This is a genomic window from Marinobacter sp. M1C (genome assembly GCF_023314135.1).
Taxonomy (GTDB): domain Bacteria; phylum Pseudomonadota; class Gammaproteobacteria; order Pseudomonadales; family Oleiphilaceae; genus Marinobacter.
The window spans coordinates 487,134-509,979 of sequence record NZ_CP092289.1 but is presented as its reverse complement, the minus strand read 5'-3'; the positions used below and the strand labels follow the sequence as shown (position 1 = coordinate 509,979).

The 22,846-nt window shown below is 55.5% G+C and carries 24 protein-coding genes and 1 pseudogene; 14 read left to right on the top strand and 11 right to left on the bottom strand.

Features of this window, described 5'->3' with window-relative positions; translation table 11 throughout:
- Positions 1-43 precede the first annotated feature (43 nt).
- Positions 44-426: pseudogene (locus MIH19_RS02345) on the top strand (transposase); the annotation flags it as partial.
- On the opposite strand, the gene MIH19_RS02340 reads toward MIH19_RS02345, so the two are convergent.
- Entirely contained in the window at positions 368-661 is a 294-nt protein-coding gene (locus tag MIH19_RS02340) for a hypothetical protein (protein ID WP_249009083.1), read from the bottom strand. The pseudogene MIH19_RS02345 and the gene MIH19_RS02340 sit on opposite strands and share 59 nt — an antisense overlap.
- A gap of 26 nt (positions 662-687) precedes the next feature.
- On the opposite strand from MIH19_RS02340, the gene MIH19_RS02335 reads away from it, so the two are divergent.
- Positions 688-1,008: an enoyl-CoA hydratase-related protein gene (locus MIH19_RS02335; RefSeq protein WP_249007390.1), complete on the top strand. Its 321-nt coding sequence runs from the start codon at positions 688-690 to the stop codon at positions 1,006-1,008.
- A gap of 171 nt (positions 1,009-1,179) precedes the next feature.
- Here MIH19_RS02335 and MIH19_RS02330 read toward each other — a convergent pair whose 3' ends face one another.
- Positions 1,180-2,085, bottom strand: a complete 906-nt coding sequence (locus tag MIH19_RS02330; RefSeq protein ID WP_249007389.1) for a LysR family transcriptional regulator — start codon at positions 2,083-2,085, stop codon at positions 1,180-1,182.
- A 108-nt stretch (positions 2,086-2,193) separates the two neighbouring features.
- On the opposite strand from MIH19_RS02330, the gene MIH19_RS02325 reads away from it, so the two are divergent.
- From MIH19_RS02325 to MIH19_RS02290, 8 genes are all read left to right on the top strand, one after another.
- A complete protein-coding gene (locus tag MIH19_RS02325) occupies positions 2,194-2,790 on the top strand; it encodes an MFS transporter (protein WP_249007388.1) in 597 nt (198 codons plus the stop codon).
- 29 nt (positions 2,791-2,819) lie between these two features.
- Positions 2,820-4,157, top strand: a complete 1,338-nt coding sequence (locus tag MIH19_RS02320) for an SGNH/GDSL hydrolase family protein (RefSeq protein WP_249007387.1) — start codon at positions 2,820-2,822, stop codon at positions 4,155-4,157.
- Positions 4,147-4,941: an SDR family oxidoreductase gene (locus tag MIH19_RS02315; protein WP_249007386.1), complete on the top strand. Its 795-nt coding sequence runs from the start codon at positions 4,147-4,149 to the stop codon at positions 4,939-4,941. The genes MIH19_RS02320 and MIH19_RS02315 overlap by 11 nt, the downstream gene beginning before the upstream one ends.
- 163 nt (positions 4,942-5,104) lie before the next feature.
- Positions 5,105-5,398, top strand: a complete 294-nt coding sequence (locus MIH19_RS02310) for a metallophosphoesterase (protein ID WP_249007385.1) — start codon at positions 5,105-5,107, stop codon at positions 5,396-5,398.
- 403 nt (positions 5,399-5,801) lie between these two features.
- A complete protein-coding gene (locus MIH19_RS02305; protein WP_249007384.1) occupies positions 5,802-6,830 on the top strand; it encodes an ABC transporter substrate-binding protein in 1,029 nt (342 codons plus the stop codon).
- Positions 6,827-7,591 (top strand): ABC transporter permease, encoded by a 765-nt coding sequence (locus MIH19_RS02300; protein ID WP_249007383.1) that lies wholly within the window; start codon positions 6,827-6,829, stop codon positions 7,589-7,591. Before MIH19_RS02305 ends, MIH19_RS02300 begins: the two co-directional genes overlap by 4 nt.
- A 47-nt stretch (positions 7,592-7,638) precedes the next feature.
- Positions 7,639-8,409 carry an ABC transporter ATP-binding protein gene (locus MIH19_RS02295; protein ID WP_249007382.1) on the top strand — a complete coding sequence of 257 codons (771 nt, stop codon included), beginning with the start codon at positions 7,639-7,641 and terminating at the stop codon, positions 8,407-8,409.
- A 26-nt stretch (positions 8,410-8,435) separates the two neighbouring features.
- A complete protein-coding gene (locus MIH19_RS02290) occupies positions 8,436-8,735 on the top strand; it encodes a hypothetical protein (RefSeq protein ID WP_249007381.1) in 300 nt (99 codons plus the stop codon).
- A gap of 43 nt (positions 8,736-8,778) precedes the next feature.
- Here MIH19_RS02290 and MIH19_RS02285 read toward each other — a convergent pair whose 3' ends face one another.
- The 8 genes from MIH19_RS02285 to MIH19_RS02250 are packed head-to-tail and all read right to left on the bottom strand — an operon-like array spanning position 8,779 to position 17,547.
- A complete protein-coding gene (locus tag MIH19_RS02285; protein ID WP_249007380.1) occupies positions 8,779-10,185 on the bottom strand; it encodes a hypothetical protein in 1,407 nt (468 codons plus the stop codon).
- A gap of 47 nt (positions 10,186-10,232) precedes the next feature.
- A complete protein-coding gene (locus MIH19_RS02280; protein WP_249007379.1) occupies positions 10,233-11,420 on the bottom strand; it encodes an alpha-hydroxy acid oxidase in 1,188 nt (395 codons plus the stop codon).
- Between the two features lie 18 nt (positions 11,421-11,438).
- Complete coding sequence (locus tag MIH19_RS02275) at positions 11,439-12,419, bottom strand: D-glycerate dehydrogenase (RefSeq protein ID WP_249007378.1); 981 nt, start codon at positions 12,417-12,419, stop codon at positions 11,439-11,441.
- A gap of 3 nt (positions 12,420-12,422) precedes the next feature.
- Complete coding sequence (locus MIH19_RS02270; RefSeq protein WP_249007377.1) at positions 12,423-13,349, bottom strand: dihydrodipicolinate synthase family protein; 927 nt, start codon at positions 13,347-13,349, stop codon at positions 12,423-12,425.
- Positions 13,350-13,351: 2 nt separating this feature from the next.
- On the bottom strand, positions 13,352-14,473 hold the full coding sequence (locus MIH19_RS02265) for a mandelate racemase/muconate lactonizing enzyme family protein (protein WP_249007376.1): 1,122 nt from the start codon (positions 14,471-14,473) through the stop codon (positions 13,352-13,354).
- Positions 14,474-14,503: 30 nt separating this feature from the next.
- Positions 14,504-16,012, bottom strand: coding sequence for a tripartite tricarboxylate transporter permease (locus MIH19_RS02260; protein WP_249007375.1), 1,509 nt, complete (start codon positions 16,010-16,012; stop codon positions 14,504-14,506).
- A gap of 36 nt (positions 16,013-16,048) precedes the next feature.
- Positions 16,049-16,534 carry a tripartite tricarboxylate transporter TctB family protein gene (locus MIH19_RS02255; protein ID WP_249007374.1) on the bottom strand — a complete coding sequence of 162 codons (486 nt, stop codon included), beginning with the start codon at positions 16,532-16,534 and terminating at the stop codon, positions 16,049-16,051.
- Between the two features lie 44 nt (positions 16,535-16,578).
- Complete coding sequence (locus tag MIH19_RS02250; protein WP_249007373.1) at positions 16,579-17,547, bottom strand: tripartite tricarboxylate transporter substrate binding protein; 969 nt, start codon at positions 17,545-17,547, stop codon at positions 16,579-16,581.
- Positions 17,548-17,711: 164 nt separating this feature from the next.
- On the opposite strand from MIH19_RS02250, the gene MIH19_RS02245 reads away from it, so the two are divergent.
- The 4 genes from MIH19_RS02245 (at position 17,712) to MIH19_RS02230 (ending at position 21,536) form a co-directional block, all read left to right on the top strand.
- Positions 17,712-19,439 carry an IlvD/Edd family dehydratase gene (locus MIH19_RS02245; RefSeq protein WP_249007372.1) on the top strand — a complete coding sequence of 576 codons (1,728 nt, stop codon included), beginning with the start codon at positions 17,712-17,714 and terminating at the stop codon, positions 19,437-19,439.
- 120 nt (positions 19,440-19,559) lie between these two features.
- Entirely contained in the window at positions 19,560-20,243 is a 684-nt protein-coding gene (locus tag MIH19_RS02240; protein WP_249007371.1) for a GntR family transcriptional regulator, read from the top strand.
- Between the two features lie 131 nt (positions 20,244-20,374).
- On the top strand, positions 20,375-21,040 hold the full coding sequence (locus MIH19_RS02235; protein WP_249007370.1) for a fumarylacetoacetate hydrolase family protein: 666 nt from the start codon (positions 20,375-20,377) through the stop codon (positions 21,038-21,040).
- Between the two features lie 58 nt (positions 21,041-21,098).
- On the top strand, positions 21,099-21,536 hold the full coding sequence (locus MIH19_RS02230) for a VOC family protein (RefSeq protein ID WP_249007369.1): 438 nt from the start codon (positions 21,099-21,101) through the stop codon (positions 21,534-21,536).
- A 143-nt stretch (positions 21,537-21,679) separates the two neighbouring features.
- On the opposite strand, the gene MIH19_RS02225 is transcribed toward MIH19_RS02230, so the two are convergent.
- Entirely contained in the window at positions 21,680-22,846 is a 1,167-nt protein-coding gene (locus tag MIH19_RS02225; protein WP_249007368.1) for a mandelate racemase/muconate lactonizing enzyme family protein, read from the bottom strand.

The following is a 22,846-nucleotide window of genomic DNA, read 5'->3' as shown; positions in this document are numbered from 1 at the left end:
GGCAGAGCCCCGGCGGCGCCGGCGTGTCTCCTTGCACCTTCCTGGAAGACTGGTCTGCGACGATTGCTCGGGTTACAAGGTTGGCTTCGGCAACGGCATCACCGAAATCGGCTGTATGACCCATGCTCCGCACAAGTTCTATGACCTGCACCAGACCTATCAGAGTGAACTGGAGGTACATGCCTTGGAATACATTGGCCAGTTGTACCAGGTCGAGCGAGAAATCAAAGATCTATCACTGGATAAACGACAGCTCATAAGAAATGAAAAGCCCGGCCCACTTCCGATGCTTTACACCAATGAGTGTTGGCTCACCGGCAAAAAGTGCCGGGTGGCTTAGGCACGGCCAGAGCTCTGGATTACAGTCTTAAACGCTGGAAAGCGCTGACGCGCTATCTGGATGATGGCGCGGTGTCCGTCGACAATAACCGGCGGAAACCAAACCGATTCCAATCAAGCAATTCCTCGCTTCGAAAAAACTGAGCGAAACAGATAGAGAAAAAGTCAAAAGTCTGTTGTTAGGTTTGTCGGAAAACGAAGCTGGCAGAAATGCACTTTCGAAAATCGGCATGACTGGCTTCGTGCCTTGGAATGCTGCCGCAATGGATGAAGCAACCGAGCGCTTAGGTTTGTAATCAAAAAGGATTTTTCCTTCAGTCACTCATTTCAAACGCATCGCTCTAAGCGGTGCGTTTTTCTTTCAGAAGCGCAGAAGGCATCATGCCTGTCGGTGGAGGAGACGGCGGCCGCCTTTGTGATGAAGCATCGCCCCAGTTCAATCAACTGCTGAAGTTTGCCCGTCAACAGGCCGCTAAATTGGTGGCTTTGCCGGCTTCTTCGATACGCACCGCCAAGCGTTTGATGAAGAGCAGTCAGCAAGCAGCGATCGAAGCAAAAATGGCAGAAGAGGGGAAATATTTTCGCGCAATGCTGCCAGCGCCGGAAGCGAAAGAAGCTATCAGCGCATTTTTGGAGAAACGCAAACCGGATTTCACGCAGTTTTCCTGACGTGTCGGGCAAAACTTCCGACGAAATTTCTCGAAACTTCGACTAGCTCCCACCCGCATCCATTGCCGTTGCCGTCATCGCCGGTTGCAAGCTACAAAGCGCCGCAACTACGACATCACGGCTCTGGGCGCAGGCACGGATGCCTGCGTTACTTATAGCGTAAATCCACTTTCAATCGAAGTGGACTTTCTCCACCAGAAAATCGAGCAGGGCACGCACCCGCGAAGGCAGATAACCGCCTTGCCCGAGGAAGACCGCATGGACTTCCTCCACATCCCCCGGATTACATGCTTCCAGCACCGACAGCAACCGTCCGGCTGCAATGTCGTCCTTGACCTGGAATGCTGCGAGCCGTGCCAGACCGAGTCCGGCAAGGACCAGGCGCAGCAGTGCTTCGCCATCGCTGACTTGGGCATTGCCGTTCGTCGTCATATTGATGATTTGGCCTTGGTCAAGCAGCGGCCATCCGTCCATGGCTCGCGCATAGTTGAAGCCCAGTCGGTTGTGCTGCTCAAGGTCAGCCACTTGAGTTGGGACGCCATGGCGCTCAAAGTAGGCAGGCGCGCCGACAATGACCATCCGCGTTTCGCCCAACTTGCGCGCCAGCAAACTCGAACTCTTCAGCGGACCAGCGCGCACCGCCACGTCCGCGCGCTTCCCGATGATATCGATCACTTCATCGGTCAGCACAATGTCGAGGGTGATGTCGGGATATTTATTCAAAAACTCGGGCACTAGCGGCAGCAAAAAGCGATCGCCAAACGCCACATTGGCGTTCACGCATAGCCGCCCGCGCGGCGCATCGTTGGTCGCAGCGCCGCGCTCCGCTTCTTCCAGATCGGCCAGTACCCGCACGCTACGCTCGTAAAACACACAGCCCTCGGGGGTTAATTGCACTTGTCGGGTCGAACGATTGAGCAAGCGTACCGCTAATCGACTTTCGAGCCGTCCTACCAGCTTGCTGACCGCAGATGGCGTCATGCGAAACGCACGCGCAGCGGCAGAGAAACCGCCCAGTTCGACTACGCGGACGAAGACATCCATTTCTCCTGATCGATTGACATCCAGACGCGCCATATTGAAATGAACTCACAAGTGTTTTTCCTGGAGGCAGTCTACTCCACAAGTTGATTTGAATTCATAATTTATCCTCTGATAGCAGATCAATTCACAGGACTTCGACTGATGCCAATTGCTCTTTATGCACTAACCGCCGGTGCCTTCGGCATCGGTGTCACCGAATTCGTCATCATGGGTTTGCTACTGGAAGTCGGTGCCGAGTTTGGCGTCTCAATCCAGGCGGCTGGCTGGTTAATTTCCGGCTACGCACTGGGCGTCGTTGTCGGAGCGCCGCTGCTTACGGCGATGACTGGGCGCTGGCCGCGCAAGACCTTGCTGTTGGGCCTGATGGTGATTTTCACTCTGGGTAACGCTGCGTGTGCGCTGGCGCCAAGTTATGGCTTTTTGATGGCCGCCCGCGTGTTGACTGCGTTCGCCCACGGTACTTTCTTCGGCGTCGGTTCTGTGGTTGCCACCGGTTTGGTGGCGCCGGATAAACGCGCCTCCGCAATCGCCTTCATGTTTACTGGCCTGACGCTGGCCAATATTCTGGGCGTGCCATCGGTGCCTGGCTGGACGGAGTCGTCATCGCGTACGGCCCCGGACTCAGCGTATTACTTGGGTGGCGGCGCTGGTGCCGTTGTGCGCATTTGGCGTGGCTCTGACTGCCATCCGGCTGGAACGTGGGCAACGTCTGGGTGCCGATGGCAAGCCTCTCTATGAACCCAATTGACTGAAGACAAGGACTCACCATGACAACGAACCTTAATACTCGCCCCTATGCCCGCCGCCTGGCCTGGCTCCGTCGATTCATGGCAGTCACGCTGGCGACCTCGCTGGCCGTGCCCTCTGCCGTGAGCGCGGCCGAACCCAGCGCCTGGATTGGCACCTGGATGGCCAGCCCGCAACCGATTTGGGGACCGGACTTCGCTTTCCCCACCAACATTCCAGCCACGCTGCAGGATCAGACCATTCGGCAGGTGACCCGTATCAGTCTCGGCGGCAAGCGTATCCGCATCGTGCTGTCCAACGAGTATGGCAGCCAGCCGCTGGTTATCGGCGCCGCGCATGTCGCGTTGGCCGATGCCGGGTCGGCGATTGTTGCCGGCACGGATCGGCCCATCACTTTCGGCGGCAAAACCTCTGCCATCGTACCGCCGGGCGCGCCGCTGATGAGCGATCCGGTCGATCTGACAGTCGCACCTTTAGCTAATGTGGCGGTCAGCGTCTTCCTGCCGAACAAAACGCAGGCCACCACCTTTCATTGGGATGGTCGCCAGACGGCCTATCTGGTGAAGGGTAATCAGGTCGCGGCCAAACATATCGAGACAGATACCACCACAGGTGCGCGCATCTTCCTGCGCGGAATTCAGGTCGAAACTGCCACACCTGCCAGCACGGTGGTCGTGATCGGCGACTCGATCACCGACGGCAATGGCGCAACCATCAATGCCAATGCGCGCTGGCCCGATTTTCTTGCCGCACGTTTGGTATCGAGAAACGTGGCGGTACTCAATGCCGGTATTTCTGGCGCCCGCCTGCTCGGCGACCGCATGGGCGTCAATGCATTGGCGCGCTTTGACCGGGACGTGTTGAGTCTGCTGCGGGTCAAGACGGTCGTGGTCCTCCTCGGCATCAACGACATCAGTTGGCCAGGCACGGCGTTCGATCCTCAAGGCATCAGGCCGTCGGTCGACGCGCTGATCGCCGGCTATCGCCAGCTCATCGCGCGTGCGCACACCCATGGCGTGCGGGTCGCCGGCGCGACGCTGACGCCGTTCGAGGGCGCATTGCCGGACACGCCGCTGGACAATTACTACCACGCGGACAAGGACCAGCTGCGCCAGCAAATCAACACATGGATACGCAACAGTGGCGAATTCGATGCAGTGATTGACTTCGACGCGCTGGCCAGAGACCCGGCGCATCCGGCCCGTTTGAAGCCTGAATTCGACTCGGGCGATCACCTGCATCCAGGTGATCGCGGCAACAAGGCGATGGCTGACGCCATCGATCTGGACACGCTTTTCCAGGCTAATTACGCGCACCTCTTATCTCCATCACAAAAGGATTCTCCTCATGAAAATTGACCTCTCCGGAAAAACTGCCATCGTCACCGGCTCCACCGCTGGTATCGGCTATGCCATCGCCAAAGGACTGGCCCAAGCGGGTGCTGCAGTAATAGTGAACGGCCGCACAACCGCCGCTGTCGAACGTGCCGTCGCCAAACTGATGTCGGAAGTTGCGCAAGCCAACATTCGCGGCGTTGCGGCCGATGTTGGCTCTGCCGAGGGCTGCGGGATACTGGTGGCGGCACAACCGTCGGCCGACATTCTGGTCAACAACGTCGGCATCTACGGGCCGCAGGATTTCTTCGAGATTCCTGATGACGAATGGAGTCGATTTTTTGAGGTCAATGTCATGTCGGGGGTGCGGCTGTCGCGCGCTTACCTGCCTGGCATGACGCAACGTCATTGGGGCCGCGTACTGTTTCTATCCTCGGAGTCGGCGCTGAACATTCCCGCCGACATGATCCACTACGGCTTCACCAAGACAGCACTCCTTTCGATCTCACGCGGGCTGGCCAAGCGTGTTGCGGGCACGGGCGTGACTGTCAACGCCATTCTGCCCGGTCCAACCTTGTCGGATGGCCTCGAAGCCATGCTGAAAGAAGAGCAGAAGGCATCGGGCCTGTCGATGGAAGAGACGGCGGCCGCCTTTGTGATGAAGCATCGTCCCAGTTCGATCATCCAGCGCGCAGCGACCGTAGAAGAGGTGGCGAATCTGGTCGTCTACACCGCTTCTCCCCAAGCTTCGGCCACCACTGGCGCGGCACTTCGGGTTGATGGCGGTGTGGTCGAGACCATCGCTTGATGGCATGCGTATGCTCCGCTCTTACAAGAACGATTTGGCGAATATAACTAAACATTAATCTGCACGAATTGACTGCTTCGGGGCGACTTCAGCCATTCACGAATCTCGCATATTGGCCAATAACGACAATACATCGGTGCGCATCAGCTAGGCAGGATAAGGCTTGGCTTGGCTTGGCTTGGCTTGGCTTGGCTTGGCAGCGACTGTTGGCGTAAGTGGCCAAAAATTACGTCTTTTAGGATGTTTTCTTATAGTTATCGTGAAAGTTCACTCTATGCGTATTGCCGTTATTTCAGACATTCATGGAAACTTACCCGCACTTAAGGCGTTTGTGCGAGACATCAAACGCCGCGGCGTCGATGCCGTAGTTAACCTTGGAGACAGTTTGTCGGGCCCGTTATTGCCCCTCGAAACGGCGCAGTTCCTGATAAAGTTCGTTTTTCTTAATGGCCATTGAGAGTCCTTAAATAGGCTTATCTTTTGCACGCTATCGGGTAAGCATCACCGAAAAATAGCGACAGCAAAAGTAACGTTTGGATTGATTTCCAGGCTGTGCGGCGCCCAAGGGCGGGAACATCCATAACGTGGCGATCAGTCTGCGTGGCAACCTGCCGTGACTCTACTATCTGCGCTGGCGTTTGAGTTGTGACATGAAAAACCTTATCAAAGAGCACCTGCGGCTTTTCTCAAAGCGCATAAGCTGCCATGACGGGTGATGAAGCCGATAGCAGTTATTGTTGAAACGACTGCATTCGATTTTTATAATATAGTTATAATAATTAAATCTAAAATTCGATTCAGTTATATGTGAAAAAACGTTAGACTAAGCGCTAATGTTTCTCAACAGAGTTCATCTTGCCATGTCACCTCGCTTTCCTTTAGCAGCCCTGTTCGCCGGTCTGCTGACTTTCTCCGGCCTGACCCAGGCCGACGAACACATTACCACTCTTGAAGTGGGATACATGCCGATCCTGCCCGTCGCGCAGCTGTTCGTTATGGAGGGCGAGGGCTGGACCAAGGAAGCAGGCTTGAATCTGGAACTGACCCGTTTCACAAGCGGTTCGGCTATGGTTCAAGCGTTGGCCTCCGGCGAGTTGGACGTCATGTATTTCGGGATTGGCCCGGCAATGGTTGCGCGTGCCAACGGCGTGCCTATCAAAGTGTTGGCTGCAAGCATTCAAGAGCAGATCGGCCTGGTTGCACGTGGCGACTTCGCTGTGGCCTTCGAAAACAACGATGCCGCCCAAGCCATCGCCCGCTTCACCGAAGAGCAGGGTCGCAAGCCCAAGATTGCCACCTTCCCCCAGGGTTCGGTGCCGAACACCGTACTGCGCTACTGGCTGATTGAACAGCTGGGCGTTGGCCTGGATGCCGTGGAAGTTATCGGCATGGGCGCCGACCGCGTACAGCAAGTACTGCTGGCCGGTGCGGTGGATGCCGCCTCGATTCTGGAACCTATTCTCACCACGGTTCAGGAACGCGATGCTAGCGCACGCGTGGTCGTGCGTGCCGCCGAAATGTTGCCGGGCCAGCCGGGTGCCGTGTTGGCCGCCCGTGAGGCTACCCTGGCGGAACACCCCGAGGCGATGCGCAAGCTAGTGGCACTTCATTTACGGGCCACCGACCTGCTGCTGAATGAACCCAAGCGCGCCGCGCCTCATGTGCGCGAGTTCGTCGGCCGCCGGCTGATCGACCTGGCCACCGTTGAGGCCGCGCTGGGTTCGCCGTCATCCAACTACATCAGCGACCCTCACGCCATTCGCGAAGGCACGCGTCGCATGCACGACTTCCAACTGAGCCAGGGCACCCTGCGCAAAGAAGTGGATCTTGACGCTTTGTTCGACACGCGACTCTTCGACGAGGTAAGCAAGGAGCTGTCCGCGCAATGAGCCCGACCATGACGCGTTCCCGGCGTAGCGTATTGAGCGCCGCGGGCCTTGTTGCCTTCGTGTTGCTGTGGGAACTGGCTCTGCGTAGTGGTCTGCTGCCAGGCAGCCTGGTACCGTTACCATCCTCGATTCCGCAGGTTTTCTGGTACGAGCTGATCGACGGTATCTGGCTGGACGTAGTCCGTTCAAGCCTTGTGCACTACAGCGTGGGGTTACTTCTTGGCTCCAGCTTGGGCATTACCGTTGGCGTTGCGGCAGCACTGCTGCCACGCTTTGATGCGCTGCATGCCTGGCTGGCCCGCCTGCTGCGGCCGATCCCGCCGCTGGCGTGGATACCCTTCGCGATCATCTGGTTTGGCATCAACCCTTCGGCGGCTGCGTTCATCATCAGTATTGGGGTGTTCTGGATCAACTACTTCGCCAGCTACAGTGCGGTGCATTCGATTGATCCCAGTTTTGACGAGGTGGCCCAGGCCTTCGGCCAGCGGCGCTTCCTTTCCCGCCTCACCAAGGTCAACTTGCCGGCGGCCGCCCCCGGCATATTGGGCGGCCTGCGCGCTGGCCTCGGCCAAGGCTGGATGACCGTGGTCGCCGCCGAGTTATTTGGTATTCCCGGCATCGGCCAGCGCATGATGGAGGCCTCTAGTCTTCTGGCCACCGATATCGTGGTGGTTTACATGCTGACCATCGCTGGGCTGTATGCGCTGTTCGATTTCCTATTCATGCTGATTCAGCGCCGATTGTTAAGGTGGCAGCCGTGACGATAGCTATGACGACATCTGTAACAACATCTATAATGCCGCCCAATGTGACAACTACACGTGCCAGCTTCGCGGGACCGGTACTCAACGCTCGAGACCTCAGCCTCGGTTTTGGTCACACCACCGTGCTGGCCGGTGTTGAGCTGGCGCTGTACCCGCGCGAGTTCGTGGCGGTCGTAGGCGCCTCAGGAGTAGGTAAGTCAACCCTGCTTCGAGCGCTAGCCGGCTTACTCGCCCCGCAGACCGGCGAGGTAGACATTCCTGCCGGCAAGGACGATGGCACTCGCGCCTGGTCGATGGTTTTCCAGGCCTCGCGATTGTTCCCGTGGCGACGGGTGCGCGCCAATGTAGAGCTGGGACTTGAAGGCCTGGGGCTGTCGCGTGCTGAGCGGCGCGAGCGGGCCATGCAGCCGCTGACGTTGGTCGGCCTGGATGCCTACGCCGATCGGTGGCCACATACGCTGTCGGGTGGCCAGCAGCAGCGGGTTGGCATTGCGCGGGCACTTGCCGTGCGGCCCAGAGTACTGTTTATGGACGAGCCTTTCGCATCGCTGGATGCCATCACTCGCCGGCGATTGCAACAGGAGCTGATCGCCCTGCGCCAACGCACCGAGGCCGCCATCGTTTTCGTCACCCACGACATAGAAGAGGCGGTACTGCTCGCCGACCGGGTGATGATACTAGGCAACCAGGAGGAGGGTCAGCCCGCTCGGGTTGTTGAGACCCTCAGCGTTAATCTTCCGCTCGACGAGCGTCGTGACCTCCCCGACTTCGCGCCGCTGGTGCAGCGTGTCGAAGCAATCATCGGCAACCACTGACCACAACATTACTCCTGGAGATCATCATGACACCCCTTCGCGTGCTGCTTCATGCGCCGACGGCCGAGGCACTGGCTCGCGCCCGGCGTAACGCCGCTAACCTTCGCAACGCTCGGCCCGATGCCGAGGTGCTGATTATCGCTAACGGCGCCGCCGTCGCAACCGCCCTGGCCACCCCTGACGCGACCGACTCGCTGCTGCAACTGTGCCGCAATTCGCTCGTTGCCCAAGGGCTTGATAATACCCGAGGGCTCGTTGAGGTCGAGGCGGCCGTGGTCACCCTGGCCGAGCGACAAGTCGAAGGCTGGGCTTATATCCGTGCTTGATGCGGTCGAGCGCTGTCGCAGCATATAGTGTGATGCGCTCGGGTCAAAGGATGTAGAAAAGCAATAGCGCCCACAGGGTCAGCGCAGCGCCGGCCGCAAGAACATACACCCCGTTCCAGCCCAACCCGGCCCTCAGGGGTGACACTCCGCCCAAGGACGCAGCCAGCATGACGGAAGCGGTGAATGGTGAGGTCGCCCCGCTCAGCGCCCATCCGGCTGTGATCGCCACGACCATCGCCGTAGGTGGAATTCCCATAATCTCCGGCGAAGGCAGAATGGGCACCAGCAGCGAAACGGCAAGGATTGGGTTCATGCCCAGCTGCCCGGTAACGGGGATGATCCAAACCATCGCGGCGACAATAATCCAGGGTGGGATCGTTGTCAGATCAAGCCCTTGTGCCTGCACCAGCGGCACCAACAGGAATGCCCCCAAACTGCCGATAAAGCCGGCCATGAACAGCAAAACGATCTCACCGCGATAACTGGGCAGCTCGCGCGTGACGAACAGCCGAGCGCGCTGCCAGACGTTGACGCTGCGCGTCAAACCAACCGGGGGTTGTTGCATTGCGATCCACAGAATGGCAATGACTGGAATCAGCGACATGACCGCACCGATCACCTCGACTCCCGTGACGGTATGCAACAACGCGACGCCGACCAGTACAAGACCCAGCAGCACCAGCAGTGGACTCAACTGAGTCACCCATCGCTCTGTCTCCAGCGGGCGTGTATTCGATTTCACTTGCGGCTTGTAAAGTGCGTCCAGACCCCATCCGATCACCAGCATCATCAGCGCACTGACCAGCCCCGGCAGAGCAGCAGCACTCCAGCTTGCACCCGGCACGACGGACACGCTGATGATCATCGAAAACCCCAGGGGCGACCAACACAGGGTGGACGCAAAGCCCCGCTGGATCGCAATCATCATGCGGCGGGTGCGCTGCCTGCGGATCTCAGGGTCTGGCTCGCGCGCCGCACTTTCGGTCGCCAAGGTCCCCAGCAACGATATTGAGCCATAAAGCAGAACCAGCGCGAACAGATGCCCGCCGATGGTCAGTGCGGTGTAGCGCAACCCCGAACGCTGCCGTGCAAGGAAACGCCCGCATTCGACGATTGCCGGCGCGCTTATGGCGGCATTGCGGATAGCCGTCAGGGCGGTGAACAACGCCATCACCATCGCACCACGCTGCGCCGCTAATGCGGTCGCTGCCATCCACCCCGTATTCGTCAGCGCGGCCCAAAGCACCAATGCGATCGCGATCAGCACAAACACGACCCGAGAGGCGCGGACGCCAAAACTGAAGATAGCCACTGCGATCACAGCCAGCACCGAAGCCGCCACTGCGAATGCGGAATAACCCGTGTATTCGAATGAGACCATCAAGAAGACGACCCCGGCCGGCAGAAAACCGGCCAAGGCAAAATAACGCGAGGGTTTTAATAGTGTCATTCAGGCCGCTTCTTCATCTCCAGTGATTGTGAAAATACGTAACTAACTCATGATGAAACGATAAGAGGCTGTCCGTCTTTCAGACACATTCGCTCAGAATTCATGTCCTCTACCCTGTTTATTCCCAGCAACGCCATATTTCGCTGGATCTCTGCTGAGAGCAATTTCACGGTGTGACTAACCCCTTCCTCGCCGGCGTAAGCTGCCGCATAATTGAAGGATCGGCCGACAAACACAAATTTAGCACCCAGACCCAGCGCCTTGAGCACGTCGCTCCCACGCCGGAACCCGCTGTCAATCATGACCGGCAGGCTCACCGCTTTTACAATTGCGCTTAATACATTCATCGGTGCAATGGTGCCGTCGAGCTGACGCCCACCATGATTCGAGACAATAATTCCATCGGCACCTGCAGCTTCCGCCTTGAGGGCATCCTGAGGGTGCAGTATGCCTTTGACAATCAGATTCCCGGACCAGAGCTTGCGAACCAGCGCAAGCGATGCCCAGTTCAAGTGGCTTCTACCAGAAAAGTCCCGATTGACGTTTTTTGAAATAACCGAGATGCCACGCGTGGCATGGTTGTTCTCAAAATGAGGCACGCCGAAATTTATCAGGGTTCTAATAAAGGTACCAAATAACCATCGTGGCCGCAGCAAACCGTCTATAAGCAGCCTTACACTGGGTCGCAATGGTGATGAGAAACCGCTACGAACATGATTTTCACTATTGGGCGGAACCGGGTAATCAACCGTGATCACCAGATTCTTGAATCCCGACTTTTCAACCCGTGCAAGCAGTGCTTCGATGCCTTCCTCATCACCGGGTAGATACGCTTGGAACCAATCTGTGCCATTTGGCCCACTGATATCTTCCATGGGAATCAGCGAGGAGCCACTCATGATCATAGGAATGTTGGCTTTAACCGCCCCCTCAGCCAATACCTTGTCGCCACGATAGGCCGAAAGGGCACTGATTCCCATGGGAGCAATACCAAAGGGCGCGGCATACTGCTTGCCGAAAAGCTCCGTTTGCAATGAGACCTTCGAGACATCAACGAGCGCACGTGGCAGGAAACAGTAATTATCAAAAGCGCTCCGGTTGGCGCGCAGCGTCTTGCCATCTTCTGCTGCGTTGGAGATGTAACCGAAGATGGGACGTGGAAGATGTCCTCGTGCGGCTTTTTCAAAATCATGCAAATTCAGAATTGAGGCCAATCGCCTGTGCTGATCCTTCATCCAAAGTTCCTTGTGATGTTACTTGGCCAACAGAACCTGCTCATTGACCGCATTCCTCGGTGATTTACCTTGTAACGCCAGAATCAGGTTCTCAACGGCGAGTTTGGCCATCGCCGCACGGGTTTCGTGAGTAGCTGAGCCAATATGAGGCAAGGCAACAACATTCGGCATCTGCAGGAGCGGAGAGTCAGCGGACACCGGCTCTTCTTCAAATACATCGAGACCAGCGCCACCAATCTGGCCTTCGTTGAGCGCAGCGATCAAAGCAGCCTCATCAACCACCTTACCTCGAGCAATATTGATCAGGATCGACGAGGACTTCATCCTCAAAAACGCGTCGGCGCCAATCATGTGATGAGTTTCAGCCGTCAACGGCACGGTGATACAAACGAAATCCGACTGGGCCAAGAGTTCGTCCATGTCGCAACGCAGGGCGCCGAGCTCTTTTTCAAGGGCTGGTTTAGGCGATGAATTGGAATAAAGCACGCGCATACCAAAACCGAGTGCACCACGCCTGGCAACGGCGGCACCTATGCGCCCCATACCAATAATGCCCAGCACTTTACTGTGCACATCAAGACCATACAGCGGTTTGTCGATATGCTCCACCCAGTTGCCCAGCTTAACGAGCTCGGCCAACTCCACCACACGACGAGCGGTCGACATGATCAGCGCAAATCCGGTGTCGGCCGTTGTTTCCGTCAGCACATCGGGAGTATTGCACAGCAGTATTCCGCGTCGCGTAAGTTCATCCAGCGGAAGATTGTCATAGCCTACGGAAATGGTTGAAATTACTTTCAGATGAGGCGCCTCATCCAGAATCTCTTTATTGATGACGAGTTTTCCACCTATCAGGCCATGGGCGCTGCGCATAGCCCGGATATAGTCCTGCTGATTGTCTGGCCCCAGAGTGTCGAAATAATTCACATGGAACAGTTGGCGTAAACGCGCCAAGTGATCTTCGTCCATACGACGCACTACAACAACGCGTTGTTTCATATACTAAACCCCTGTGGACCGCAGATCGGGCATCGCAAAATGCTCCGCGTCCAATAGAGAAAAGAGTTCTCTACTCTTATCGGCACGAAGCTCGACTAAAGGCGGCCGGGTTCTAAGCCAATCTTTTTCGCCGCTATAATGACCCGTTGCCGCCTTAAGGGCGGGAATCATCTGGAACTGTTCGAACACAGCGCGAACACGGTTAAGACTGGCTTGTTGTTCATCCGCATCAGGCTGCTGCCACGTTTTTCCCAACCTGGCTATTGCCTCAGGATTGACGTTAGCCGTAGCACTGATGCAGCCAGCGCCGCCCGCTCTTAATGTCGCGAGTAAAAAACGTTCACTCCCTGCGTAGACATGAAAGCCTTGTTCAGAAAATTTATCAATTAATGCCTGAGTATTCGACCAGTCACCGGAACTGTCTTTGATGCCAACAACGGTGCTCGGGTAGGCCTTGATGAGGCGCTCTACCAGCGGCAGACTAATTGAAACCTGAGCAACAGGCGGAATGTGATAGAGGTAAACGCGCAATCGAGCATCGTCGATGCGTTCAATCACCTCAGAATAGTAGCGAAACAGGCCTTCGTCCGAGACGCCCTTGTAGTAGAAGGGCGGCAGCATCAACACGCCAGCACAGCCTAGCTCCACAGCACGACGGGACAGTGTCACCGTATCACCTATTGAGCAACTTCCGGTGCCCGGCATGAGCCGATCGGCAGGGATGCCGGCGGCCACCAGCGCCTCCAGCAACTCCACCTTCTCGACTACGGTCAGCGAATTTGCCTCCGAATTGGTACCAAACACCGCCAGACCGACCCCCTGAGATATTAACCAGCGACAATGACTCACCAGGCGCTCGACATCCGGGCTGAGATCACTGCCGAAAGGGGTAATCACGGGTGACCATACGTTTCCTTGTGACATGGACATACTCATCTCCATGAATCAATTGCATAACGTGCCAAGACATCTTCATCGAACCCGAAGCCCAGACCCGGCGTCTGGGGCAGCTTGAGGCGCCCACCAACGAATTCGAGTTGGGTGTCGATGAGTTTGCGGAAATTCAGCACTTCGTCATCGGCGAAAAACTCCACCATCGAGGCGTTTGGCGTAGATGCCACCAGATGAATATGCAGGTCGTGAAACCAATGGGGAAAGATTTCGACACCGTAACTGGCTGCGGTCGCCGCGATGCGTCGGAACTCGGTAATGCCGCCACACACGGCTGCATCGGTCTGCAAAATCATGGCTGCCTCTTTATCGAGCAGTTCCTTGAAACGCCAGCGCCCAGCCTCTATTTCGCCGGTTGCAACGGGTACCGGCGTGCGCGCAGCAAGACGACGATGGTTATCGATATCATCCGGGCTGAACGGCTCCTCGATCCAGTACGGTGAATACTGTTCAGCCATACGCATAAATCGGAGCGCCGATGGCAGGTCAGACCATGCGTTGTTGGCATCCAGCATAACCAACACATCCGAGCCCACGGCCTCACGAACCGCTGCCAGACGTGCTTCTTCTCCGGCCAAGTCTTCACGGCCGACCTTTATTTTGACGGCCTTGAAGCCCTTCGCCACATAGCCTTTCATTTCATCCGCCAGTTTTTCCGGCGTTTTGCCCTCAAGGTAGTAACCGCCGCTGGCGTAGGCCGGCACGCTGTCGGTTTCGGTAGCACCGAGAAACTTATAGAGTGGCAGATTGGCAGCCCGCGCATTGCGGTCCCATAGAGCCATGTCGATGATGCTAATTGCCCGCATGACAGAACCAGTGCGCCCGTGCAGAAGCGACTCCTGATACATCTCCTGCCAGAGTCCTTCGACCCTGTGGGTATCCTCTCCGATCAAAATCGGGCGCAACAGATCCCTCACGGCTTGAGTGACTAACGCACCTGCGTTGTTTCCGCCGTAGCAAAAGCCAATGCCTTTCACTCCGTCGTCACCCGTCACCTCGACCAACGCATAATCGCGTTTGAGCACTTGGCGATTCGAGAAGCTGGTTGGATTAATAAGCGGAACATTCACAGTTATCGCCCGAATCTCAGTAATACGTGTCATGACGTTTCTCCTTAAAGTTGTTTTTGGTGCTCAGTTTTTTGCAGGTCGCTGACGGCGTAACGTTTTGAGCCAACCGAACAAGGGGGTAGCCTGAAAAACCGACAGGACAGCGATGCACAAAAGCACGATGGCAATTGGGCTATCCAGGAAGACCGCAAAGCTGTGATTGCCGATCAACATCGACTGATGGAAACTGTTTTCCATCACCGGTCCCAGGATCAAACCAATCACCATCGGTGCTGGCGAAACGCCGGCTTTACTAAGCCAGTAACCGAAGAGTCCAAAACCGAGCATCAGACCAACATCAAAGATGCTGTTGTTGATGGCGAAGGAGCCAATAATGCACAGCGTGATGATGGTACAAGCGACGAATGCATCAGGTACTTTGGTCACGCTGACGCATGCCTTGGTGAACATCAATCCAACCAGTAACAAGCCAACATTGGCGAAGATGACCGCCCAGATCAGTGTATAGGTCACATCACCGTAGTCGGTCAGCAGATTGGGGCCCGGCAGAATGCCCTGCACCATCAATGCCCCGAGCAGAATAGCCGTGGAAGAACTACCGGGAATACCCAGCGCAATAGTGGGAATCAGCGCGCCGCCGACTACCGCGTTATTGGCGGACTCCGGCGCCGCAACCCCAGCAATGTCGCCCTTGCCAAAACGGCTCTTATCTTTGGCAAACCGTTTGGCCTCGTTGTAGGCAAACCAGCTCGCTGTATCGCCGCCAGTTCCGGGAATCACACCCACAATGATGCCGATACATCCGGACCGTAAAATATTGGGCATCAATTGCTTGAGTTCACGAAAACTCGGGATCAAGCGATCGGTTATTTTGCTGGCGATCTTCGCGGCCCCATTGGATTTCTCGATCAACCTCAGCGCTTGTGGAATGGAGAACAGTCCAATCAACGCCACCACGAATTCAATCCCGGAAAACAGGTTGATCTGACCAAAGGTCATGCGTGGTGTCCCGGTGAGAAAATCCATTCCCACGGTGCTCACCAGTAAACCCAAAGCACCAGACAGTAGCCCAGTGATCATCGAACCCTGGGCAAGCGAGCCGATAATGGTGATACCCAGCACCGCAATTGCGAACATTTCCACCGGACCGAACTCAAGCACGACAACGCCTAGCAGCGGCGCCGCCGTCAACAGCGCCAATCCGCTCATAAGGCCCCCGACGAAGGACGCAAACAGCGAAACCCCCAACGCCCTGCCTGCTTGACCCTGCTGCGACAGCGGATAGCCATCCAGCACTGTCGCGGCTGCTGACGGGGTGCCCGGAGTTCGCAGCAAAATAGCCGAGATCGAGCCACCATAGGATGCGCCAACGTAGAGCGCCGCAAGCATGCTAAGGCCCGACGCCGGGTCCATGTTGTAAGTGAGCGGTAGCAACAATGCCAATGCCATGGTTGCAGACAGGCCAGGCATAGCACCAACGAAAAGGCCCAGTAATGTCCCGCCAAGAATCAGCGAGATATTCGTCAATGTGATGACATTAACCAGTCCCACAAGGATCAGAGAAGTATCCATGATCAATCAACCCCATTCAGGCATCAAAAGTAGTTGTCAGAAAAACGTCGGGAGAAGAGGTATGGGGAGCCCAAGAAAGGCAATAAAAACGATGCAGATGACGGCCACCACCGCGGCGATACCTATGAGCGAAAATACGATCGAAACCGTACGGGTTACCCACAGCGCAGCCAGCATAAAAGCTACCGTAGAGAGTAAATAGCCAGCGGAATTGATGATTACGGCATAGATGATGGCCAGCACAAATGTGATGAAGACGGCCCCAAAGCGACTCGGTGCATCGCTCTTATCATCACTGGCATCATCATTTAAATGGGCGTCATTGGACTCTACAGCCACAGTACGATGGCGGCGTAAACTGACCAGCTCCTGAACCACTATACCCAATGACAGCAACGCTACCGCCATCGAGTATATGAGAGGCATCTGAGCCGCCTGATCAGGATATCCCGTGGAGTCGATAGCAAAAACCACCGCGATGCCTACGCCAAAAATCCCCAAAACCAAACGGCTCGTGTTCATTACGTTACCTCGTCCAATTTCTGAGAAAGAGCTGGACATCAGACCTATTTGGCAGTGTCGCTTTTGATCTCTTTCCAGATTTTCTTGTAATCAGTTTCCATGCTTTTCATCATCTGAAGATAGTCATCACCAGTGACGATATCGAGAACAAGCGCCCGCTCCTTTGCGATGGCCTTGAACTCTTCATTCTCTTTGAGAGATTCAAATGCAGCTATCAGTTCTTCGCGGGCTTTTTCAGGGATACCAGCAGGCGCGCTGTAGCCGCGCGAGGAACCAGCTACCACGTTGATGTCTTTTTCCACGAGCGTCGGTACGTCAGGCAAAAAATCAACACGCTCTTTGGTGAATATCGCAAGAGCTCTCAAGTTTCCGGCCACAATGTGGCCATAAACGTTGCCTAAATTATTGAAACTGGCGTCGATCTTGCCACCCATAGCTGCGGTAGCTGAGGGACCATCGCCCTGGAAAGGCACACTCTGAAATTTCACATCAGCAGCCTGTTCAACAAGGATGGCGGAAAAGAAATCGTCACCTCCAACACCAGAGTTGCCGACGGTTACCCTGCCAGGGCTTTTCTTGGCAGCCGCGAACAAATCTTCAACGGTTTTGAAAGGGCTGTCGCCGGGCACGACGATAATGCCTGGGTCAGTGACGACATTGGCTATCGGCGTGAGCTCATCAATCGAGTAGGTAATCGCGTCGTTCATGATGTAGTTGGTCATCAGCATAGGGGTATTGGTGATGCTGATCGTGCCGCCATCTTGCTTTGATTGCTTCGCCAGGCGTGTCCAGGCAATAGCACCGGTTGCGCCGGGAATATACTGGTTGACCATGTCGACACCGAGCAACTTGGTCAGAAAGGGTTGGGTCAGCTGGGCAAGAGCGTCGCTACCCCCGCCCGCTTTAAAGCCCTGCAAGACTGTAATTTCATCGCCTGCGGAATACTCGGCATTAGCGGCAATTGGGGCGGTGGCAACTGCCAAAGCCAGGATAGATGCGCTGAGAAGTTTCATCTTGATACCCTTCTTCATTGTTGTATTTGTTGTGTACCCATGGAGAGTATTTCTTTTCCAACAAGATTGTCAATAATATTGTTAACAGTCATACTGCGGCCTGAAACTACAAACAACAAGCAATTACTAGGCGCTCCAACAGGACGCTCAGTCAGGAGAATCTCATGAGCCGCGACGGTTCCAAACAAGGCATGTCCACCCGTTTGACGAATTATGGTGATGAGGGGTTTTCCCTTTTTCTGCGCAAGGCCTTTATCAAGGGTATGGGGTATAGCGACGACGCACTGTCGCGACCGATCATTGGCATTGCCAATACCTACAGTGGCTACAACGCCTGCCATGGCAATGTTCCCGGACTGATAGAAAGTGTGAAGCGCGGTGTCATGCTTGCCGGTGGCTTACCAATCGAGTTCCCGACCATCTCGCTTCACGAGTCCTTCTCGCATCCTACAAGCATGTATCTGCGCAATCTCATGGCCATGGATACCGAAGAGATGATTCGGGCTCAGCCTATGGATGCAGTCGTACTGATAGGGGGCTGTGACAAGACAGTACCTGCCCAGCTTATGGCTGCAGCCAGTGCTGGCACCCCGGCCATTCAGTTAGTCACCGGCCCGATGCTGGCCGGCTCGCACCGTGGCACACGCGTAGGGGCCTGTACCGATTGTCGGCGTTTCTGGGCCTCGTATCGGGGTCAGGAAATTGACGACCAGGAAATTGCCGAAGTGAACGACAAGCTTGTGCCCACCGTAGGCACTTGCTCTGTAATGGGCACCGCCAGCACCATGGCCTGTCTGGCAGAAGCGCTCGGCATGATGCTGCCTGGCAGCGCCACTGCGCCAGCCGTGTTTGCTGACCGCCTGAGATTTGCCGAACAAACCGGCACCGAAGCGGTTCGCATCGCTCTGGAGAAGATAACGCCAGAATCCATCATGACCGAGGCAGCCTTCGAGAATGCCTTGCGGGTCCTGCTCGCACTGGGCGGCTCGACCAATGCCCTGATTCACCTGACCGCAATAGCGGGTCGTTTAGGGATCGACATCGATCTCGCGGCGTTTGACCGGATGAGTCGTGAGACACCGGTGTTGATTGATCTCAAGCCGTCTGGTGACTATTACATGGAAGATCTTCACCATGCAGGGGGCTTGGCCGCACTGCTGCGTGAAATCCGCCCGCTGCTGCATACTGATGTCATAACCATCAACAAGCGCACTCTGGGTGAAAATATCGATTCGGTGCCTGTCATTTTGAATCAGAACGTTGTCCGCCCGCGTGAAAATCCGATCTTTGGTCAGGGCGGCATAGCGGTGCTGAAAGGCAACCTGGCACCCAATGGCGCTATCATCAAGCAGTCAGCGGCTTCAGTTCGGCTGATGAAACACACCGGGCGCGCTGTGGTGTTTACATCGATGGAGGACTTGGTCAACCGGATTGACGATCCGGATCTTGACGTTCATGCCAATGACGTTCTGGTGTTGCAGAACATAGGCCCCAAGGGCGCACCGGGCATGCCTGAAGCGGGACTGATTCCAATCCCGAAGAAGCTCGCAACACAGGGAGTCAAGGACATGGTGCGTATATCTGATGGCCGCATGAGTGGCACCGCCTCTGGCACTATCGTGCTGCATGTTTCACCAGAAGCTGCCCACAACGGGCCTCTTGCGTTGGTCCGTGATGGCGACCTGATTGAGCTGGATGTCGAAAACCGGGTTATCGCTTTAAAGGTTAGTGATCAAGAACTCGACAAGCGCCGCCAGGAAACACCCTGTGAAACGCCTGAAGAGAACGTACTTGGTTACAGAAAGATGTTTCTGGAGCAGATACTGCAAGCCGAAGAAGGGTGTGATTTCCGTTTCAGCCGCCCACCTCAAACGTCCAAAGTCCCACGATGAGTCGGGATGCATGATATTGGCAAAAATTGTTACACTCACAAGCGTCAGATCTGTAAATTTTTACGCCAATTTCCAACCATAGCGTCAATAGTCACCAGAACGCTGAGCGGATACGTAGCCATGACAGCACTGCAGACACACGAACATGAACTACAAAAATTACCGCTCGGTGTTGATGACATCGTCGCTGCTGTAGAAGAAGACATTGTATTGGGGCGCCTTCATCCCAAAGAACGATTGGTCGAGGAAGATCTGACCGAGCGTTTTGACTGCAAACGCCACATTGTCCGTCAAGCATTGTTCCAGCTCGAAGGTATCGGCCTGATAGAGCGCATCAAAAACCGGGGGGCGTTCGTCAGAGCCTATTCCCCCAAAGAAGTCGAGGATCTGTACGCCATGCGTGAAATTCTCGAACTGGCAGGCGCATCAGCCATTCCGTTGCCGGCTCCGCCCAAAATGATCGAAGAACTTGAGGACATACACCGCCGCTACACTGACGCGGTCGAACATCAGGATCTGCGTGGTGTATTTCGTTTAAATATTGCCTTTCACCACGCCTTGTTTTCCCTTACCGGGAACGCTTTACTGTCCGAGACTATTAACGAATTCGCCCAAAAGGCTCATGGCATTCGCTTTATCGCCATTACGGACACCAAAAGTCGCATGCGGGCCAGAGACGATCACCAGGCGATGATCGATGCCATCAAGCAGCAGGATCGCCCCAGGCTTTGCGCACTTTGTCGCGATCACATTCTGCCCTCAAAAAAGATTTACATTGATTTGTATCGAAAACGGTTTAACTGATAGCCAGCCAGCTGGTTAAGAAGCTGACGCATCTACCCTGACAATCCTTAAGCACGGAAGTGTGCTCGCCTTGTTCTCATATTACAGAGACGTCTGGTGCATCGTTCCACTTGAATCGGTATTTTATCGCTATGACTTTTACCCCTCGCTTTCTCGATAACTCACACTTTGGACAGTCGCTCGGCAAAATTGTTTGCGTCGGACGAAACTACGCTGAGCATGCCAAAGAGCTAAACAATCCGGTGCCCACTGAACCCATTCTGTTCATCAAACCAGCAACAGCCGCTGTGCGCCTGGAAGATACAATTACCGCGCCGGCTATTCGCGGTGAAGTGCACTATGAAACGGAACTTGCACTGTTGATTGGTGAGCCGCTGAGTAATGCTACAACAGAGCAGGCGGAGGGTGCTGTGGTCGGGCTTGGACTGGCGCTTGATCTGACCCTGCGCGATGTTCAGGCAAAGCTAAAAGGAAAAGGGCATCCGTGGGAGATTGCCAAAGGTTTTGATGGGGCCTGCCCTCTCTCTTCCTTTGTAAAAGTGAGAGACGTACCAAACTGGGACTCATTGAGTTTTAGCCTGTCGATCAACGAAGAACTGCGCCAGATCGGCAAAGCTTCAGACATGCTGTTTTCGGTACCGCAGCTGCTGGTAGAAATGAGCCGCCACTTCACGCTGGAGCCAGGCGACGTTATCCTGACCGGGACGCCGGCAGGCGTTGGCATTCTGCCCCGTGGTGCGACGCTGCATTTTAGCCTGGACGGTGCTTTCGAATTCACAACTCAGGTTGCATCGTAGAAGCCGGTGCTGCCAGGTTCAGTTGTTCGTTTCATAACTATTTAAAGAGGCACGCATTATGGCCGTACAAGATCCATTCCATCTCGCCATTCAGGTTCGCGATATCGATGAAGCCAGACAATTCTATGGCGAGTTTCTGAGCTGCCCTGAAGGCCGATCCTCCGACAGCTGGGTCGACTTCAACCTGTATGGTCATCAGTTTGTCTGCCATCTCAACTCTGCGTTGAAAGAGAGGCCCGCAGACAACCATAAAAATCCGGTAGACGGTCACGGTGTGCCAGTTCCACATTTTGGGGTGGTGCTGGAAATGGATGCATGGAATAAGCTGGCCGCAAAACTTCGCGACCATGGGGTCGCTTTCGAAATTGAACCTTACATACGGTTCAAAGGTGAGCCGGGTGAGCAGGCCACCATGTTTTTCTACGATCCTTCCGGCAATGCCCTGGAGTTCAAGGCCTTCAAAGATCGCGAAACACAGCTGTTCCGAACGAACTGAGTCGCCATAATACCTGGAGAAGCAGCCACAACTTTTGGGGCTGCTTTGCCCTGAATCTGCTCACGATCGCTAAAGTGCGAGCGCCATCAGAATCTGCGCCTGCTACAATAAAAGATCGTCGGCAAACGGCGAACAATGTCCGATCAGTCGGTGAGCGTTTTCATCAGCTCATAGAGCGACGACTTTGCCTCGTAGCCCACACCGGGGATATCCGGCAGCCCAACGTAACCATCGATCACGTCAATTTCATCCGCAAAACCGCCAAAAGGCTGGAACACATCAGGGTAGCTCTCATTGCCGCCCAAGTGTAACCCGGCGGCGATATTCAGCGACATCTGATGACCACCATGCGGCACCACCCTGCGTGATGACCAGCCCATGGATTTCATAACGTCCAGCGTACGCAGGTATTCCACAAGCCCATACGACAAGGCGCAATCGAATTGCAGCCAGTCTCTGTCGGGCCTCATTCCGCCGTAACGTAATAGATTGCGCGCATCCTGGTGGGAGAACAGATTTTCGCCGGTGGCCATTGGAAGGTCGTAATGCGCTGCCAGTTCGGCCTGCAGTGCATAGTCGAGTGGATCACCCGCTTCTTCATACCAGAATAGCTTGTAGGGCCTCAGTGCCTCTGCATAAGCGATGGAAGTCTCGAGATCGAAGCGCCCATTGGCATCAACCGCTAATCTGCTGCCATCACCGACCACGTCGATCACGGCCTCGATCCTGGCAAGATCCTCCTGCAGCGAGGCACCGCCGATTTTCATCTTGACGACGTTGTAGCCCCGATCCAGATAGCTACGTACCTCGTCCTGGAGTTTAGCGTGGTCTTTACCAGGATAATAATAGCCACCCGCTGCATACACCCAGACTTTCTCATCGTGCACACCGCCGCGATACCGATCCGCCAACAGTTTATACAGCGGTACCCCTGCAATCTTGGCAACCGCGTCCCAGACCGCCATGTCGATGGTGCCCACCGCGACGGAACGTTCGCCATGCCCGCCTGGTTTTTCATTCGTCATGAGCGCTTGCCAGATGGCGAAAGGATCGAGGTTGTCGTTGGCCTCGTCAACCAGAGTCGCGGGATCCGCCTCCAGCACACGAGCAATGAAGCGGTCTCGCATCAGTGCACCCTGACCATAGCGACCATTGGAATTAAACCCGTATCCGATGACCGGCTTACCGTCCCGAACCACATCCGTGACGACCGCTACAACGGAACAGGTCATCTTGGAGAAGTCGATATAAGCATTGGCCATTGGTGACGCAATTGAGACCGTTTTTTCGCGTATATCTGTAATCCGCAT